The sequence below is a fragment of the Microbacterium sp. NPDC089186 genome (assembly GCF_040685115.1).
In the GTDB taxonomy this organism is placed as follows: domain Bacteria; phylum Actinomycetota; class Actinomycetes; order Actinomycetales; family Microbacteriaceae; genus Microbacterium; species Microbacterium galbum.
In genome coordinates, this window is record NZ_JBFBHJ010000004.1 from 25,742 (window position 1) to 40,815 (window position 15,074).

A 15,074-nucleotide genomic window follows, 5' to 3' on the forward strand; every position below is an offset into this window, starting at 1 on the left:
CCGGAGTCCGTCACAGAACTCACAGGCCGCTCCCAGCCCGGCGGGACCAAATCCGGCACGGTCGACGTTCTCTTCTGTGACGGCCGACACCGGTCGCCATGACGAAGGGACACGAACCGTGAGCACGGAGTACCGGAAGACGTCGGAGGCGCTGAGCCGCCTCACCGACCGCCAGTTCGCCGTCACGCAGGACGACGCGACCGAACCGCCGTTCCGCAACGAGTACTGGGACAACCACGAGGACGGCATCTACGTCGACGTCGTGTCGGGGCAGCCCCTGTTCTCCTCGACCGACAAGTTCGAGAGCGGCTCGGGCTGGCCGAGCTTCACCAAGCCCATCGACGACGTCGCCGTCGTGGAGAAGACCGATCGGACGCTGTGGATGACGCGCACCGAGGTGCGCTCGGCCGGGGCGGACAGCCACCTCGGACACGTCTTCGACGACGGCCCGCGCCAGGCCGGCGGCCTGAGATACTGCATGAACTCGGCCGCTCTGCGCTTCGTCCCCGTCGCGGAGCTCGAGGCGCAGGGCTACGGCGCCTACCTCCCCCTGTTCCGCGAGAGCCGGGCCTCATGAACCTCTTCACCCTCTTCACCCGTGACCGCAAAAGGAGCACCAGCATGACCAGCGGACCTTCCGACACCGGCGAGATCACCCGCCGCCCCGGCACCGAGACCGCCGTCCTCGCGGGCGGCTGCTTCTGGGGCGTCGAAGACCTCATCCGTCGCCAGCCGGGCGTTCTCGACACGCGCGTCGGCTACACCGGCGGGCAGAACGACCACGCGACCTATCGCAACCACCCCGGCCACGCCGAGGCGGTCGAGATCGTCTTCGACCCCGCGAAGACCACGTACCGCGACATCCTGGCGTTCTTCTTCCAGATCCACGACCCGTCGACCCTGAACCGCCAGGGCAACGACATCGGCACGAGCTACCGCTCGGCGATCTTCCCGCTCTCGTCCGAGCAGGAGAAGGTCGCGCGCGACACGATCGCCGATGTCGACGCATCGGGGATCTGGCCGGCGAAGGTCGTCACCACGATCGAGCCGGAGGCGCCCTTCTGGGAGGCCGAGCCCGAGCACCAGGACTACCTGATCCGCATCCCGAACGGCTACACGTGCCACTTCGTGCGCCCCGGCTGGGTGCTGCCCAAGCGTGAGGAAGCCTCCGCGTAACGAATCGAGAGGGCCCGGATGCCACGGCATCCGGGCCCTTTCGCGTCCCCCGCGATGACCTGCAGGCCGTCGAGCGTCCCGGACACGCCGGACGCCCTCGCGCGATGCGGCGTGTTCCGGACACTCGAGGATCCGGCGCCACGCGCGCAAGCCCGACGGCCGGGACGACGGCGCTTCGTAGGCTCTCGGCATGAGCGAGTACGACGTCATCGTGGTCGGTGCGGGCCTCGCGGGGCTGCGCGCGGCGACCCGCCTCGCGGAGGCCGGACGCGACGTCGTCGTCCTCGAGGCCGGGGACGCCGTGGGAGGGCGGGAGCGCACCGACGTCGTCGACGGATTCCGCCTCGATCTCGGCTTCCATGTGCTGAACCCGGCCTATCCCGCGATCCGACGCTGGGTCGACGTCGACGCGCTGGCGCTGCGGCGCTTTCCCGTGGCGGTCGGCGTGCGACTCGACGACCGGGTGGCGCGGCTCGCGCACCCGCTGCGGCATCCGTCGTCGCTGGCCGAGACGCTGGCGAGCGGACTCGTGCGGCCGACGGATGTCCTCGCCCTGGCTCGGTGGGCGGGTCCGACCGTCCTGACCGCCCGGGCGGCGAAGACCGGCGACGACCGCGCTCTCGCCGAGGCGTGGGACCGGGCGGGCCTGCGCGGACCCCTGCGGGAGGCCGTGCTCGAACCCTTCCTGGCCGGCGTGCTCGCCGACGACCGACAGGAGACCTCCGACGCGTTCGTCCGCCTGCTCATCCGCAGCTTCGCGCTCGGGCGCCCGGGCGTTCCCGCCGCGGGCATCGGCGCCCTCCCCGCGCAGCTCGCCGACGCCGCCCGGCGAGCGGGAGCCGGCATCCGCCTGTCGCACCGCGTGGTCTCGACCCGGCGGCGAGCGCACGGCTGGCATGTGGGCATCGAGGGTCAGGATGCCGTGACCGCCCGCGCCGTGATCCTCGCCACCGGTCTCGACCCGGCCTTGGACGTGTCGCTCGCCGCGCCGCGGGGCCTGCAGACGTGGTGGTTCGCCGCCGACGAGGCACCGACGGACGACGGCGCGCTCCGGGTCGACGGCCGTCGTCGCGGCCCGGTGGTGAACACCGCGGTGATGACGAACACCGCCCCGACCTACGCGCCGCGGGGGCAGCACCTCATCCAGGCGACGTGCGTGTTGCCCTCGGACGCGTCGGAGAGCGGCATCCGTCGCCAGCTCGCCGAGATCTGGGATGCCGACACCCGCCCCTGGCGCCTGCTGCGTCGCGACGACATCGCCCGAGCCCTCCCCGTGCAGGATCCACCGCTGCGACGGCGGCGTCCCGTGCGGCTCGGCGACGGCCGTTACGTCGCCGGGGATCACCGCGACACGGCGTCGATCCAGGGCGCGCTCGTGTCGGGTCAGCGGGCCGCGGAGGCGGTACGGGCCGACCTCGGGCGGTGAACCGGCGTGGCCCCGGTCAGCCGGGGCGCGGTTCGACGTGGACGCTGCGTCATCCCCGCTGAGCCAGCGCCTGCAGCGCTTCGCCGGTCACCCGGCGCGTCGTCCACTCCTCCAGCGCCTCGGCTCCGAGGGCACGGTAGAAGCCGATGGCCGGCTCGTTCCAGTCCAGCACCGTCCATTCCAGGCGCGAATACCCGCGCCGCACGCACTCCTCGGCGAGCGCCGAGAGCAGAGCGACCCCGTACCCGTGCGAGCGGTACTGTTCGTGCACGTAGAGGTCCTCGAGCCAGATGCCGTGCGTGCCCGTCCACGTGGAGTAGGTGAGGAACCAGATCGCGATCGCGCGAATATCGTCGTCGGGGCCGGCCACGACGATCGCGAACGCGCGCGGCTCGTCGCCGAACAGCGTCGCGGTGATCATCGCCGCGGTGTTCTCGACGGCATCCGGCTCCTTCTCGTAGTCGGCGAGGGCCTGGATGCAGGCGAGGATGCCGTCCTCGTCACCGGGTCGGGCACGGCGCAGCACGGCGTCGTCGGGGAATGCGGTCATGCGTGAGCCTCCCAGCTCTCGAGGGCGACGCGGCGGAAGTTCCCGCCGAGCACCGCGGCGATGTCGGCGTCGGCCCAGCCCCGCGCCGCGAGGGCGCCGCCGAGCTGAACGAAGGTCTCCGGCGGCATCCATTCGACCGGTCCCCACGCGGTGTAGCTGGCGTCGTAGAGCTCGGGGCTCGTCGCCAGCACGTCGCGGAAGGTCTCCCAGTCGAAGGAGAAGTCCGTGCTCACGCCCACGTGCGCGATGCCGACGACTCCGACGGCGTGCTCGATGTGGCGCACCATCGCCTCGAGCGTCGGGGTGTTGGGCCCGAGGAAGATGCCGACGCCGGTCACGCCCACCACTCCCCCGGTGTCGGCGACGGCGCGGGCCTGATCGTCGGTGATGTTGCGCGGGTGATCCCACACGGCGCGCGGGTTGGAGTGGCTGAAGACGACCGGTCGGGTCGACACCGCGCACATGTCGAAGGTGGTGCGCGCCCCCACGTGCGAGCCGTCGGGCACCATGCCGCGAACGTTCATCTCGGCGACGAGATCGCGACCCCACGCGGTGAGGCCGTCGTCGATCGCGTCGAGGCACCCGCCGCCGGCGGCGTTGGCGTGGTTGTAGACCGGCCCGAGGGTGCGCACACCCAGGGCCGTGAGAGCGGCCACCGCGCCGAGGTCTCCCCCGAGGGGGGCGACGTCTTCGAGGTCGAACACCACCGCGGTGTCCCCGGCGGCGGCGATGCGGTCGACGTCCTCGACGGATGCCGCCAGCGCGAGCCCCTCGATCGCCTCGACCTGCGCACGGAAGGAGTGAAGGACGGATGCCGCGACCTCGGGGCCGTGCGGGGCGAAGCCGACGTTCAGCGACACCAGGCCGCCCCCGCCGCCGCGATAGCGGTGCAGCTCGGTCAGGTCGGCGGTCTCGACGAGCTCGGCGCACGCGTGCTGGTCCCAGATCACGTCAGGCCCCCACCCGCGCGGCGAGCGCGGGGTCGAGCGCCTCGCGCTCGTCGAACACGAAGCAGTCGCCGCTCCAGTGCGCCGCGCCCTGCGCGTCGAACCACCCGAGGATGCCGCCGTCGAGCTGGTACGCCTCGACGCCCTCGTCCCGCAGGTACAGCGCCGCCTTCTCGCAGCGGATGCCGCCGGTGCAGAAGCTCACGACCGTCTTGCCGACGAGCTCGTCGCGGTGCGCGCTCGCGGCAGCCGGGAACTGGGTGAACCGGTCGATGCGCCAGTCCAGCGCCCCGGCGAAGGTGCCGTAGTCGACCTCGAAAGCGTTGCGCGTGTCGACGAGCACCACCTCGCGACCGTCGTCGTCGCTGCCACGGTCGAGCCACCGGCGCAGGGTCTCCGGGCTCACGGCGGGTGCCCGGCCGTCCTGCGGACGCACCTCGGGGCGATCCATGCGGATGATCTCGCGCTTCACCTTCACCCGCAGTGCGCCGAAGGGCACGGCCTCCGACCAGCTCTCCTTCGTCTGCAGGGCCGCGAAACGCGCATCGGTCCGGAGATCGTCGACGAAACCGCGCACCTCGTCGGCGGACCCCGCCAGGAAGAGGTTGATCCCCTCCTCGGCCAGCAGGATCGTCCCGCGCAGCCCCCGCGCCCCGGCCTGCTCGCGCAGTGCGTCCCGGAGGGCTGCCGGGTCGTCGAGCGGCGTGAACAGGTACGCCGACACGTTCAGGGTGGATGCGGATGCCATGACCTCCACCCTACGAAAGCCCGCACGTGCGCGTGTCATCGTGCGACGCCGGCGTCAAGCCGGGAAACGCCCCGCGTCGATCGCCTAGCGTGGGAGGACTCGTCCCCGGGAGGAAGCGTGCCCCTTGGCCCCGTGCCGTCGACCGTGACCGTCTCCGTGGTCATCCCCGTCCGCGACGATTCCGCGCACCTCCGGCGGTGCCTGGGAGCGCTCGCCGCGCAGACCCTCGCCCCCGACGAGATCGTCGTCGTCGACAACGACTCCCGCGACGACAGCGCCGCCGTCGCGCGCGGCGCGGGGGCGCGCGTGGTCTTCTGCGGCGAGCGCGGCATCCCTGCCGCTGCGGCCGCGGGCTACGACGCCGCGCGGGGCGACCTCATCCTCCGGCTCGACGCCGACAGCATCCCCGCGGCGACCTGGGTGGCGAGCATGGTCGAGGCGCTGAAGGACACGGACGTGGATGCCGTCACCGGCGGTGCCGTGTTCCATGACGGCCCGGCGGCCGGGCGCGTGGCGATGGCCCGGGCCTTCCTCGGCACCTACACCGCCTTCGCCGTCCCCGCCCTCGGTCACGCGCCCCTGTGGGGGTCGAACATGGCGTTCCGGCGGCGGGCGTGGGAGGACGTGCGTGCCGAGGTGCACCTCGACCCCGAGCTGCACGACGACCTCGACCTGGCCTACCACCTCGGCGAGCGGCACCGCATCCGCCACGTCCCGGGGCACCACATGCGCGTGTCATCGCGGACCGTCGAGCCGGGGCGGTTCGCGCGGTGCTTCCGCCGCGGCGCGGGCACGGTGTTCGCGCACTGGCCGCGGGACTTCCCGGTCGCCCGGTGGGTGCGTGTGGCCCGCCGGCGTGCCGTGCGCCCCCTCAGCGAGGGGGCGCGCTGATGGCCGGCATCCTGTTTCCCGACGTCGAGGCTCCCGACCTGCACGTGATGAGCTTCAACATCCGCCGACGCTTCGACCGCATCACCTGGCCGCCCGCCGACCGCTGGCCGATGCGCAAGCAGCGGTTGCGCACGTTCCTCGGCGCGAACCGTCCGCACCTCCTCGGCTCGCAGGAGGCGATGCCCGACCAGGCGCAGTGGGTGCAGGACTCCCTGGGCTCGAGCTACGGGCGCCTCGGTCTCGGGCGCGGCAAGGACCGGGGCGGCGAGGGCACTCCGCTGTTCTACGACCGCGACCGCATCGGGGTGGAGGACTGGCGCCAGGTCGCCCTCTCCGACACCCCCGAGGTGCCCGGATCGACCGGGTGGGGCAACACGATCCCGCGTATCGCCGTGATCGCGCACCTGCGCGACCTCGCCACCGGCGCGGGCTTCACCTTCGTCAACACGCACTTCGACGCCTTCTCGCGGCGCGCGCGGCGGCGGTCGGCCACCTGGCTGCACGATCTGGTCGCCGCCGAGGCGGGACCGCTGCTGTTCACCGCCGACGTGAACGCGCACGTGCGCTCGGGCGAGCTCGCCGGTATGTTCGCCGACGCACTGCTCGTCGACACCTGGTCGTACGCCCACGCGCGGCGGTCGGCCGAGTGGGGCACATTCAACAACTACGCGACCCCGCGGGTCGGCGCTCGGCGCATCGACGCGCTGCTGGCCACCCCCGAGGTCGGGGTGCGCGCCGTGGGCATCGACCCCCGCCCCACCGGGACGCAGTGGCCGAGCGACCACCTCCCCGTGCAGGCCGTGGTACGCATCCCCGTCGGGAGCCCACGGTGACCGCTCACCGCGCGCCGTCCGAAAAGCAGCGGATGCCGTTGCTCTCGGCGATGTACGCCAACCTCAAGCGCCCGCCGCGCAGCGTCACCGACTGGCTCGCCGACGCGGTGCGCGCGGCCGCGATCGTGATCGTGATCGTCTCGCTGTTCGCCCTGCCGTTCACGGACTTCGCCGTGCTGTCGATGTCACTGCCCGCGGTGATGCTCTCGCGCATGATCGGCCTGCGCTCCGGACTCGACCTCGTCACGTGCGTCACCGTGTTCATCGCGGCCGGCAGCAACGTCCTCGACCTGTACCGCGCGTGGACGGGGTGGGATCTGATCGTCCACGCCGTATGCACGGGAGTGTTGGCCGCCGTCGCGCTCGTGCTCCTCGACGACGCTCGGGTGATCGAGCCGACCGGCCGGCGCCGAACGCCGATCCTCGTCGCCACGACGGCGGGGCTCGCGCTCAGCGCCGTGTGGGAGATGGTCGAGTGGTTCGGCTACCGCTTCATCACCGACGCCATCTTCGTCACGTACGACGACACCATCGGCGACATGATCGCGGGGGGCGCGGGAGCGCTGATCGCCGGAGTGCTGGCCTCCCGCTGGCGCCTCACGCGCACGGATCGCGCCGCTCTCTGACGCCCCGCCCCGGCGGGACCGCACGGACGCGAACGCGCCGGCCCCCGAGGGGACCGGCGCGTTCGCCGTCGACGGTGCCGACTCAGATGGCCGACTCAGATGGTGCCGGCGACGTCCGTTCCCACGAGGTCGCCGTCGGGGTTCGGCTCGCTCAGCTGCTCGCCGGGAGCGGTCGAGTCCTCGAGCGGCGGGAGGCCCGCCTCGACGCGCGATCCGGTCTCGGCATCCACGTTCTTCCAGTACTGCACGGCACGATCGCGGACGTCCTTCCGGGTCACTCCCCCGACGTGCCCGACGATCGTCTCGACGAGACGGTCGCGCTCCTCGGCCGACATGACCTCGCGCACGAGGGCACCCGCCTGACCCCAGTCGTCGTCCTCGGGGTGCAGCGTCGCCGCCGACCGCACGAGTTCGCCGTCGCTGTGCCAGCCGCCGTCGCCGGCGCGTCGCGGGTCGGCCGCGGGTCCGCCCACCGAGTTCGGCGCGTAGACGGGCACCTCGGGCGGGTTGTACTCGTAGCGCATCGCGCCCTCCTTCGAGTACGAGTGCACCTCGGCGTGCGGACGGTTCACCGGCAGCTGCTGGTAGTTGGTGCCGACGCGGTAGCGGTGCGCGTCGGCGTAGCTGAAGATGCGCGCCTGCAGCATTTTGTCGGGGCTGCCGTCGATGCCGGGCACGAAGTTCGACGGCTCGAAGGCCGCCTGCTCGATCTCGGCGAAGTAGTTACCCGGGTTGCGGTTCAGCTCCATCGTGCCGACCTCGATCTCGGGGTAGTCGCTGTGCGGCCACACCTTGGTCAGGTCGAACGGGTTGAAGCGGTAGGTCTTGGCATCCTCGTAGGGCATGATCTGCACCTTCAGCGTCCACGTGGGGAACTCGCCCCGCTCGATCGCCGCGTACAGGTCGCGGATGTGGAAGTCGGCGTCCTGGCCCGCGATCTGATCCGCCTCGTCTTGCGTGAGCGTCTTGTGGCCGAGGTCGGTGTGGAAGTGGTACTTGACCCAGAACCGTTCGCCGTCGGCATTGATCCACTGGTAGGTGTGCGAGCCGTAGCCGTTCATGTGCCGCCAGGACGCCGGGATGCCGCGGTCGCCCATGAGCCACGTGACCTGGTGGGCGCTCTCGGGTGAGAGCGTCCAGAAATCCCACTGCATGGTGTTGTCGCGCAGGTGGCTGCCGGGGAGGCGCTTCTGCGACCGGATGAAGTCGGGGAACTTGATGCCGTCCTTGACGAAGAAGACGGGGGTGTTGTTGCCGACGAGGTCGTAATTGCCCTCGGTCGTATAGAACTTCAGCGAGAACCCGCGGGGGTCGCGCCACGTGTCGGGGCTGCCCTGCTCGCCGGCGACCGACGAGAAGCGCGCCAGCATCTCGGTCTCGACGCCGGGCTGGAACAACGCGGCCCGGGTGTAGGCCGAGACGTCGCCGGTCGTGCGGAAGGTGCCGAACGCTCCGCCGCCCTTCGCGTGCACGACGCGCTCGGGGACGCGCTCGCGATTGAACTGCGCGAGCTTCTCGATCAGGTAGTGGTCGGTCAGCGCGATCGAGCCGTCGGCTCCGACGCTCTGCGAATGCTCGTCACTGGCGACGGGTGCGCCGCCGTTCGTGGTGGTCGGCTCGGTCATGGCTCTCCTCACGTCGTGGGCCGCGAAACGAAGGGCCCACGACGACGCTACGCACCCCCTCCGACATCGAGGGGGTGTTGCGCTTCGCGCGCGAAGCACTTACTGTCCGGGGGCTGTCAATCCCCCGCGGACGTCCCCGCGGCCTCGAAACCATGGCCCCACACGAACCGAAGGGACATGACATGTCGAAGGATCTGTCGAAGGGCGATCGCGTCAGCTGGGACACCCCGCAGGGCAAGACCCAGGGCGAGGTCGTGGAGAAGAAGACGAAGGACTTCCAGCACGACGGCCAGAAGTTCACGGCGTCCGAGGACGACCCGGCCTACATCGTGAAGTCGGAGAAGTCGGGCTCGACCGCGGCGCACAAGGGCTCGTCGCTGAACAAGCTCAAGAGCTGACCGCGCGGTCGCGACGGCGGGCTCAGCGACCACCCCGGTCCTGAGCCCGCCGAAGGACCCGGGCCGCCGCAGAGGCCCCTGAGCCTGTCGAAGGGACCGGGCCCACACGGCACCCGGTGACGTCGACAGGCTCAGGCACCTCCGCTCCGCGAGACCGTCGAGGACCGGCACCCATCGCTACTCCTTCGCGTCGCGCCGCTTCCTCATCTGCGCCAGCGCGAGCCCCAGCCGGTGGTTGCCCGCCAGCACGTCTTCGTGCCGCTCGAGGAACTCCCAGTACGCCTCGGTGAACGCCGAGTCCTTGGCATCCTGCGCCGACGGCCACCACGAGCCCATCTTCTGCAGATACGCCCCGCCCGAGACGTAGGGCTTGGTGGCAACGAACCCGCCGTCGGCGAACTGGCTCATGCCCATGACGTTGGGCACCATCACCCAGTCGTACGCGTCGACGAACAGCGCGAGGAACCACGCGTTCACCTGCCGCGGCGCGTAGCCCTGCAGGAGGAACCAGTTGCCGAGCACCATCAGCCGCTCGATGTGGTGCGCGTACCCCCACCGGTGCACGCGCTCCAGCACCGTGCGCACCGGGATCGGCAGGTCCTTCGGCATCCGCTCCCCCGAATACCAGTACTTCTGGATCCGCTGCTCGAGGTGCAGCGCGTTTACGTGCTCGAGCTTCGGGTGTGCCCGGTACATGCCGCGCATGTACTCGCGCCATCCGATCACCTGGCGGACGAACCCCTCGACGGATGCCAGCGGGGCGTCCGTGCGGGTGGCTGCGGCGACCACCTCCTCGACGGTCAGGAGCCCGATGTTGAGCATCGGCGAGATGATCGCGTGGAAGAGGAACGGCTCGTCGGCCTTCATCGCGTCCTCGTAGCGGCCGAAGTCGTGCAAGCGCTCCGCGACGAAGACGTCGAGCCAGTCGCGGGAGTCCTCGGGGGTCACCGGGAGCCAGAACTCCTCCGCCGCGCCCGGGTGCTCGGGGAACAGCTCATCGACCTCCGCGATCACCCCGCGCGTGATCTCGTCGTGCGCGAGCTGCGGCAGGGGCGGGATCTCGACGCCCTTCTTCGGCAGGGCCTTACGGTTGTCGGCATCGAAGTTCCAGCGACGCCCCGCGGGCTTGCCGCCGTCCATAAGGATGCCGGTGCGCCGGCGCTGCCAGTGGTAGAAGTCCTCCATGAGCGGCGTGGGGTGTTCCGCGAACCAGCCGTCCACGTCCTCCTCGGGCGTGAGGAAGAGCCCGTCCGAGAGCACGTCCGTGTCGACGTCGTGGTCGGCGCAGATCCGCGCGATGCGCTCGTCGACGGGACGGTTCGGGTCGCTCATCCAGGTCAACCGCGACACGTGGTGCTTCTTCAGCAGGCGTTCGAGGCCCGCCTTGAACGTCAGGTCGTCGTCGAGGGTGATGCGCCGCACGGTCCGGCCCTCGGCCTCCAGCCGCGCCGCCGTGTGCCGCATGGCCGACACGAGCAGCACGATCTTGTGCCGGTGGTACGGCAGCTTCGCGAACCGCGGTGCCGACTCGATGAAGAAGAACTCCTCGACCTCGTCGTCGACGTACGCGGGGTGCTCGGCGAACTGCTGGGTCGCCAGGATCAGCGCGGCCTTCATGCGCTGCGCCTCTGAGCTGCGGCCTTCGACCGGCATCCGCGCGAGCAGTACAACACCTGGTCCCACTGATCGCGTCCGCTCCAGCGCTTGCGGTCGCTGAACGGGCGGCCGCAATACGCGCAGGGCTTGGAGCGCACTTCGGGTCGTGACATGCCGTCATCGTCGCAAAGCGCCGGGGCCCGACTCGGGGGCTTGCGCTCTCACGACGAACCGTTGCGCGCAAGGCCCGTGCGCCTGGATCGGACGAGTGGTCGGGTGCCGTCATGGACACCTTCGCCGAACGCACCCCCGACACCGCTGACGAGCCCGACGAGCTCGAGACCGCCGACGCACCGTCGGTTCCCACGACCGACGACGACGACACCCCCGTCGACAACCCCTCCGGCGGCTGAGGCCGCCTCTCCCCGCACCCGCGGGTCGGGGCGGTGCCGGTGGATCGGCACCGCCCCGGTCGGGTCGTCAGTCGGTCAGGTCGAACGTCTCGTTCTCGCCGCCGCGCGGGCGATCACCCGTCACCTTCGACGTCACGAGCGCGATCGCCGTCGCGATGCGCCCACCCGCGCTGCCCCAGTACTCCCCCGTCAAGGTCGAGACCTTCAGCAGCGTCACGCCCGGCGCCTCGGGGCCGTCCGGGAACCACGCCTCGACGCTCGTCGACCACAGCTCCTTGAGCTTGGCGAGGTCGTCGACGACCTCGGCCTCCCCCGCGAGCGACAGCCACGTGCCGTCGGTGCTGAACGACAACCCCACCTTCGGGTCCCGACGCACGTGCTCGACGGCGGAGGCGTGCGTCCCGACGATGAACCAGAGATCTCCGTCGGACTCGGTCTCCTGCACGGTGAGGGGGTGAGCGTGCAGGTCGCCGTTCTCGGCCCGCGTGGTGACCATGGCGAAGCGGAACTTCTTCAGCAGTTCGTTGAGCTTCTCCAGCTCGGAAACAGTGGATGACATGACTCTCCCTCGATCGTGGAGGTCCCAGCCCAGCGGTTCGATCCTCGACGCGCTACGTGTTGACGGCGGGCGCACCGTCTGCTCTCGGAGGGGCGAGGCGGTCGAGCTCGGCCAGCGCCTCGCGCGCCCGCGACAGCCGCGCCGCGACCTCGTCGTCCCACCACTTCGGCCCTCGTTCGCCCAACCCGGCCTTGGCCAGCCCCACGCGAGACCGGGCGTCGGCCGTGGCGTCGTCATCCCCGTCGCGTTTCGCCACGCGCACCGCCGCACGCGCCCTCCCCAGGTGGGAGCGCAGGGCCGTGGCGAGATCCTCCGGAAGCGACGGGTCCGTCCGACGCCACCGCCTGCCGTCGATGACCAGCCAGCGCTCGTCGTCGGACGCGGCCGGATCGGTGGATGCCATGCGCCCAGTCCAGCGCACCGCGCCGGCCGTCGAAAGTTCCCGGGCGGCGTTCGGGCATCCGTGCTAGCCTGGAGGTATTCGTTCTGGGACTTGCTTCATCGACGCCCGCCTCATCGCTGAGATGCCGGGCGCACGGCGCCGAGCCGTTTCCGACAGCATTCCCTCCCTCACCCATCGCGTGCCTCGCTCGACGGCCTCGGTCCTCGCGTCGCACTCGCGGAAAGTTCTTGTGTCTTTGCTTCACCCTTCGCCACTGTCGTGGCGCCAGGCCGATCTCGACGTCTACGTCGCGACGGCCGGATCCGACTACGCCGGTTTCGTCGGCGCGGCCACCTCGGGCTACGAAGCCCAAGGTCCGCTCGGCGAGAACCTCGGCGTCCACGCGTCCGTCGTCGCGGCTCAGGCCGCGGTCGACGGGCACCGCGTCCGTGTCACCGATTCGGTGCCGCGGCGTCCCCGTCCGCTCCGCACGCGTCGGAGCGGCACCCACGGTCGCATCTGCGGCCCAACATGAATAAAGGAAGAACACGATGGCCACTGGCACCGTGAAATGGTTCAACTCCGAAAAGGGCTACGGCTTCATCGCTCCCGATGACGGCTCGGCCGACCTGTTCGCGCACTTCAGCGCGATCCAGGGCAACGGCTTCAAGGAGCTCACCGAGGCCCAGAAGGTCGAGTTCGACGCTGAGCAGGGCCCCAAGGGCATGCAGGCGGCGAACATCCGCCCCCTCTGAGCTCCGCTCCTCTGCACGAGAGCCGGGCGCGTCGCCGACGCGACGCCCCGGCTTTCGTCGTTTCCGGGCGGCGGCGGCCCGGCCGTCGCGGGGGCGCTCGCACGCGCGGATGTTTCCGTTTCCCGTGAGGCTCCTGCACATGTGGATGTATTCCGGGGCCTTTATACGGCGACCCGTAATGTGAACCTCGGGTCGGGAAGCCGTCGGCCCGACCTCCGTAGAACGCACACCCGAGGAGCAGCAGATCGCTACCCCCGTCGCCGAGTCCCGCCTCGGCCCCGTACGTCAGACCTATTCCGGAACCAAGGAATTCCCCCCGATCACCAAGGCCTACACGGAGCTGTCGCAGGTGGTCCGCGAGAGCGGGCTGCTCGTACGCACCCCGCGGTTCTACGCGGGTGTCGCCGTGGCGATCGTGCTCGGGTTCGCCGGGTGCATCACCGGCTTCATCCTTCTCGGCGACAGCTGGTTCCAACTGATCATCGCCGCGGTCCTCGGCATCCTGTTCACGCAGGTCGCCTTCCTCGCGCACGAGGCGGCCCACCGGCAGATCTTCGCCTCCGGCCCCGCCAACGACCGCCTCGGCCTCTTCATCGGCAACGGCATCGTCGGCATGAGCCGCTCGTGGTGGGCATCGAAGCACACCCGGCATCACGCCAACCCGAACCGCGTCGGCAAAGACCCCGACATCGAGATCGACACGATCTCGTTCCTCGACGTCGACGCCGCCAAGGCGCGCGGCGTGCAGCGCTGGATCACGCAGCGCCAGGGCTATCTCTTCTTCCCGCTGCTGGCCTTCGAGGGCATCAACCTCTACGTCCTGGCGCTCCGTCACCTGCTCTCGCGCGGCGAGAACAAGGACCGTTGGAAGGAGCTCGGCCTGCTCGCCCTGCGCCACACGATCTTCATCGCCCCGATCTTCGTCTTCCTGCCGGTGGGCCTCGCATTCGCGTTCTTCGGCGTCTCGGTCGCCGTGTTCGGCATCTACATGGGCGCGTCCTTCGCGCCCAACCACAAGGGGATGCCGGTCATCGAGCCCGGCGCGAAGCTCGACTTCTTCAGCAAGCAGGTGCGCACCTCGCGCAATGTCTCGGGCGGCTGGTGGGCCACGTGGCTCATGGGCGGGCTCAATTACCAGATCGAGCACCACCTGTTCCCGAACATGCCGCGCCCGCACCTCAGCCGCGCCCGCGTCATCGTGCGCGAGCACTGCGCGACGCTGGACGTGCCCTACGTCGAGACGACGCTGTTCCAGTCCTACGGGATCGTCATCCGGTACCTCAACCGGGTGGGCCTCGCTGCCCGCGACCCGTTCGAGTGCCCGATGACCTCGGCGGCGCGCCACCTCAACGCGGAGTGATCCCCGTCGAACGACGGCGCCGTGCCCTCCGGGGCGCGGCGCCGTCGTTCTCCGCGGCCGGGCTTGTTCGAGCGCGCGGTGATCGAGGGCGGTGAGAACGCCACCCCTTCACGCACGCGGGTGCACCTTCGGGCGGGCGCCGTCACCCGCGCGCATCCGCGAGCGGCGGAGGACACTCGCCGCCGTCCGTCGTCGCCCGTTCGAAATGCCACCTCTCGTTCGCATAGGTCTGGCAGAGGCCCCATTCGCGGCCGTGCTCGATGATCCACAGCTGGGCGTCCAGCGATCCGATGTCGACGGCGTGCCCGGTCACGTGGCTGGACTGCTCGGGAGTCGCGACGAATTCGCGAGCCACCTCCTCGCTGCCGTAGGTGCGGATCGCCTCTTGCAGGAGCCAGCGCTGATAGGCCTCACTTCGCCATCCGCTGGTGATGTCGAACGAGATGCCGTCGTCGTCGGCCACCTCCGCCGCGGCCCGCAACGCCTCGAGCAGCTCGGCGTCGAGGCGTCCCAGTGCCGGATGCCCGTCATCGGCCGGCGTCAACGGCTCGGCATCCGGGATCATGCCGTCGGCCTCGGTCGGCGGGAACGGAACCGCAGCGCTGATCCCCGCGACGAACGACGACGCGGTCACCGTCGACAGGACGACGAGGGCGACGATGAGCACGACGATCGCCCCGCCGGCGCCGACGAGCAGCACGAGGAGGCGACGACGGACGGGGCGTGGAGACCGGGACGAACGCATGCCACCAGTCGATCGCGACGACCGTTGCCGGAGCGTATGCCGCC

At 70.7% G+C, this 15,074-nt stretch carries 20 protein-coding genes; 11 read left to right on the forward strand and 9 right to left on the reverse strand.

What is annotated here, in order from left to right; all coding sequences use genetic code 11:
* Window positions 1-118: 118 nt before the first annotated feature.
* The 3 genes from msrB (at window position 119) to AB0N82_RS13910 (ending at window position 2,602) form a co-directional block, all read left to right on the forward strand.
* Entirely contained in the window at window positions 119-577 is a 459-nt protein-coding gene (gene msrB / locus AB0N82_RS13900) for a peptide-methionine (R)-S-oxide reductase MsrB (RefSeq protein WP_315992918.1), read from the forward strand.
* A gap of 44 nt (window positions 578-621) precedes the next feature.
* Entirely contained in the window at window positions 622-1,176 is a 555-nt protein-coding gene (gene msrA, locus AB0N82_RS13905) for a peptide-methionine (S)-S-oxide reductase MsrA (protein ID WP_315992919.1), read from the forward strand.
* A gap of 190 nt (window positions 1,177-1,366) precedes the next feature.
* Window positions 1,367-2,602 (forward strand): NAD(P)/FAD-dependent oxidoreductase, encoded by a 1,236-nt coding sequence (locus AB0N82_RS13910; protein WP_315992920.1) that lies wholly within the window; start codon window positions 1,367-1,369, stop codon window positions 2,600-2,602.
* Window positions 2,603-2,651: 49 nt separating this feature from the next.
* Here AB0N82_RS13910 and AB0N82_RS13915 read toward each other — a convergent pair whose 3' ends face one another.
* The 3 genes from AB0N82_RS13915 to AB0N82_RS13925 are packed head-to-tail and all read right to left on the reverse strand — an operon-like array spanning window position 2,652 to window position 4,847.
* Window positions 2,652-3,152, reverse strand: a complete 501-nt coding sequence (locus AB0N82_RS13915; RefSeq protein ID WP_363392346.1) for a GNAT family N-acetyltransferase — start codon at window positions 3,150-3,152, stop codon at window positions 2,652-2,654.
* Complete coding sequence (locus AB0N82_RS13920) at window positions 3,149-4,102, reverse strand: membrane dipeptidase (RefSeq protein WP_363392348.1); 954 nt, start codon at window positions 4,100-4,102, stop codon at window positions 3,149-3,151. The genes AB0N82_RS13915 and AB0N82_RS13920 overlap by 4 nt, the downstream gene beginning before the upstream one ends.
* Before the next feature lies 1 nt (window position 4,103).
* On the reverse strand, window positions 4,104-4,847 hold the full coding sequence (locus AB0N82_RS13925) for a sulfurtransferase (protein ID WP_363392350.1): 744 nt from the start codon (window positions 4,845-4,847) through the stop codon (window positions 4,104-4,106).
* Window positions 4,848-4,964: 117 nt separating this feature from the next.
* Between AB0N82_RS13925 and AB0N82_RS13930 the strand changes: the two genes are divergently transcribed.
* The 3 genes from AB0N82_RS13930 to AB0N82_RS13940 are packed head-to-tail and all read left to right on the forward strand — an operon-like array spanning window position 4,965 to window position 7,197.
* On the forward strand, window positions 4,965-5,738 hold the full coding sequence (locus AB0N82_RS13930) for a glycosyltransferase (RefSeq protein WP_363392352.1): 774 nt from the start codon (window positions 4,965-4,967) through the stop codon (window positions 5,736-5,738).
* Window positions 5,738-6,571 (forward strand): endonuclease/exonuclease/phosphatase family protein, encoded by an 834-nt coding sequence (locus AB0N82_RS13935; protein ID WP_363392354.1) that lies wholly within the window; start codon window positions 5,738-5,740, stop codon window positions 6,569-6,571. The genes AB0N82_RS13930 and AB0N82_RS13935 overlap by 1 nt, the downstream gene beginning before the upstream one ends.
* Window positions 6,572-6,603: 32 nt before the next feature.
* Window positions 6,604-7,197, forward strand: coding sequence for a hypothetical protein (locus AB0N82_RS13940; RefSeq protein ID WP_363392356.1), 594 nt, complete (start codon window positions 6,604-6,606; stop codon window positions 7,195-7,197).
* Between the two features lie 95 nt (window positions 7,198-7,292).
* Here the strand turns inward: AB0N82_RS13940 and AB0N82_RS13945 are convergent, their stop codons facing one another.
* Window positions 7,293-8,822, reverse strand: a complete 1,530-nt coding sequence (locus AB0N82_RS13945; protein ID WP_363392358.1) for a catalase — start codon at window positions 8,820-8,822, stop codon at window positions 7,293-7,295.
* Window positions 8,823-9,004: 182 nt separating this feature from the next.
* Here AB0N82_RS13945 and AB0N82_RS13950 point away from each other — a divergent pair, with 182 nt between their 5' ends.
* Complete coding sequence (locus tag AB0N82_RS13950; RefSeq protein ID WP_315992928.1) at window positions 9,005-9,220, forward strand: DUF2945 domain-containing protein; 216 nt, start codon at window positions 9,005-9,007, stop codon at window positions 9,218-9,220.
* A 177-nt stretch (window positions 9,221-9,397) separates the two neighbouring features.
* Here the strand turns inward: AB0N82_RS13950 and AB0N82_RS13955 are convergent, their stop codons facing one another.
* Both AB0N82_RS13955 and AB0N82_RS13960 read right to left on the reverse strand, forming a co-directional pair.
* Entirely contained in the window at window positions 9,398-10,837 is a 1,440-nt protein-coding gene (locus AB0N82_RS13955; RefSeq protein WP_363392360.1) for a cryptochrome/photolyase family protein, read from the reverse strand.
* Window positions 10,834-10,989, reverse strand: coding sequence for a DUF2256 domain-containing protein (locus tag AB0N82_RS13960; protein WP_315992930.1), 156 nt, complete (start codon window positions 10,987-10,989; stop codon window positions 10,834-10,836). The genes AB0N82_RS13955 and AB0N82_RS13960 overlap by 4 nt, the downstream gene beginning before the upstream one ends.
* Before the next feature lie 111 nt (window positions 10,990-11,100).
* Here AB0N82_RS13960 and AB0N82_RS13965 point away from each other — a divergent pair, with 111 nt between their 5' ends.
* Window positions 11,101-11,229 carry a hypothetical protein gene (locus tag AB0N82_RS13965; protein ID WP_315992931.1) on the forward strand — a complete coding sequence of 43 codons (129 nt, stop codon included), beginning with the start codon at window positions 11,101-11,103 and terminating at the stop codon, window positions 11,227-11,229.
* A gap of 67 nt (window positions 11,230-11,296) precedes the next feature.
* Here AB0N82_RS13965 and AB0N82_RS13970 read toward each other — a convergent pair whose 3' ends face one another.
* Both AB0N82_RS13970 and AB0N82_RS13975 read right to left on the reverse strand, forming a co-directional pair.
* Window positions 11,297-11,788 carry a pyridoxamine 5'-phosphate oxidase family protein gene (locus tag AB0N82_RS13970; protein ID WP_363392363.1) on the reverse strand — a complete coding sequence of 164 codons (492 nt, stop codon included), beginning with the start codon at window positions 11,786-11,788 and terminating at the stop codon, window positions 11,297-11,299.
* A gap of 52 nt (window positions 11,789-11,840) precedes the next feature.
* The gene (locus tag AB0N82_RS13975) at window positions 11,841-12,191 is read right to left on the reverse strand and encodes a biopolymer transporter Tol (protein WP_363392365.1); all 351 of its coding nucleotides are present in this window, start codon (window positions 12,189-12,191) and stop codon (window positions 11,841-11,843) included.
* Between the two features lie 229 nt (window positions 12,192-12,420).
* Between AB0N82_RS13975 and AB0N82_RS13980 the strand changes: the two genes are divergently transcribed.
* The 3 genes from AB0N82_RS13980 (at window position 12,421) to AB0N82_RS13990 (ending at window position 14,285) form a co-directional block, all read left to right on the forward strand.
* Complete coding sequence (locus AB0N82_RS13980) at window positions 12,421-12,705, forward strand: hypothetical protein (RefSeq protein ID WP_315992934.1); 285 nt, start codon at window positions 12,421-12,423, stop codon at window positions 12,703-12,705.
* Between the two features lie 16 nt (window positions 12,706-12,721).
* Window positions 12,722-12,925, forward strand: a complete 204-nt coding sequence (locus AB0N82_RS13985; protein WP_013583139.1) for a cold-shock protein — start codon at window positions 12,722-12,724, stop codon at window positions 12,923-12,925.
* A gap of 244 nt (window positions 12,926-13,169) precedes the next feature.
* Window positions 13,170-14,285, forward strand: coding sequence for an acyl-CoA desaturase (locus AB0N82_RS13990; protein WP_363393321.1), 1,116 nt, complete (start codon window positions 13,170-13,172; stop codon window positions 14,283-14,285).
* A 142-nt stretch (window positions 14,286-14,427) separates the two neighbouring features.
* Here AB0N82_RS13990 and AB0N82_RS13995 read toward each other — a convergent pair whose 3' ends face one another.
* Window positions 14,428-15,030 carry a M15 family metallopeptidase gene (locus AB0N82_RS13995; protein ID WP_363392367.1) on the reverse strand — a complete coding sequence of 201 codons (603 nt, stop codon included), beginning with the start codon at window positions 15,028-15,030 and terminating at the stop codon, window positions 14,428-14,430.
* Window positions 15,031-15,074 lie beyond the last annotated feature (44 nt).

Coding starts and splice junctions, on each gene's coding strand:
- AB0N82_RS13995 (WP_363392367.1), bottom strand. CDS start 15,030: ATGCGTTCGTCCCGGTCTCCACGCCCCGTCCGTCGTCGCCTCCTCGTG.
- AB0N82_RS13970 (WP_363392363.1), bottom strand. CDS start 11,788: ATGTCATCCACTGTTTCCGAGCTGGAGAAGCTCAACGAACTGCTGAAG.
- AB0N82_RS13940 (WP_363392356.1), top strand. CDS start 6,604: ATGCCGTTGCTCTCGGCGATGTACGCCAACCTCAAGCGCCCGCCGCGC.
- AB0N82_RS13960 (WP_315992930.1), bottom strand. CDS start 10,989: ATGTCACGACCCGAAGTGCGCTCCAAGCCCTGCGCGTATTGCGGCCGC.
- msrA (WP_315992919.1), top strand. CDS start 622: ATGACCAGCGGACCTTCCGACACCGGCGAGATCACCCGCCGCCCCGGC.
- AB0N82_RS13955 (WP_363392360.1), bottom strand. CDS start 10,837: ATGAAGGCCGCGCTGATCCTGGCGACCCAGCAGTTCGCCGAGCACCCC.
- AB0N82_RS13985 (WP_013583139.1), top strand. CDS start 12,722: ATGGCCACTGGCACCGTGAAATGGTTCAACTCCGAAAAGGGCTACGGC.
- AB0N82_RS13915 (WP_363392346.1), bottom strand. CDS start 3,152: ATGACCGCATTCCCCGACGACGCCGTGCTGCGCCGTGCCCGACCCGGT.
- AB0N82_RS13950 (WP_315992928.1), top strand. CDS start 9,005: ATGTCGAAGGATCTGTCGAAGGGCGATCGCGTCAGCTGGGACACCCCG.
- AB0N82_RS13925 (WP_363392350.1), bottom strand. CDS start 4,847: ATGGCATCCGCATCCACCCTGAACGTGTCGGCGTACCTGTTCACGCCG.
- AB0N82_RS13910 (WP_315992920.1), top strand. CDS start 1,367: ATGAGCGAGTACGACGTCATCGTGGTCGGTGCGGGCCTCGCGGGGCTG.
- AB0N82_RS13935 (WP_363392354.1), top strand. CDS start 5,738: ATGGCCGGCATCCTGTTTCCCGACGTCGAGGCTCCCGACCTGCACGTG.
- AB0N82_RS13975 (WP_363392365.1), bottom strand. CDS start 12,191: ATGGCATCCACCGATCCGGCCGCGTCCGACGACGAGCGCTGGCTGGTC.
- AB0N82_RS13965 (WP_315992931.1), top strand. CDS start 11,101: ATGGACACCTTCGCCGAACGCACCCCCGACACCGCTGACGAGCCCGAC.
- AB0N82_RS13945 (WP_363392358.1), bottom strand. CDS start 8,822: ATGACCGAGCCGACCACCACGAACGGCGGCGCACCCGTCGCCAGTGAC.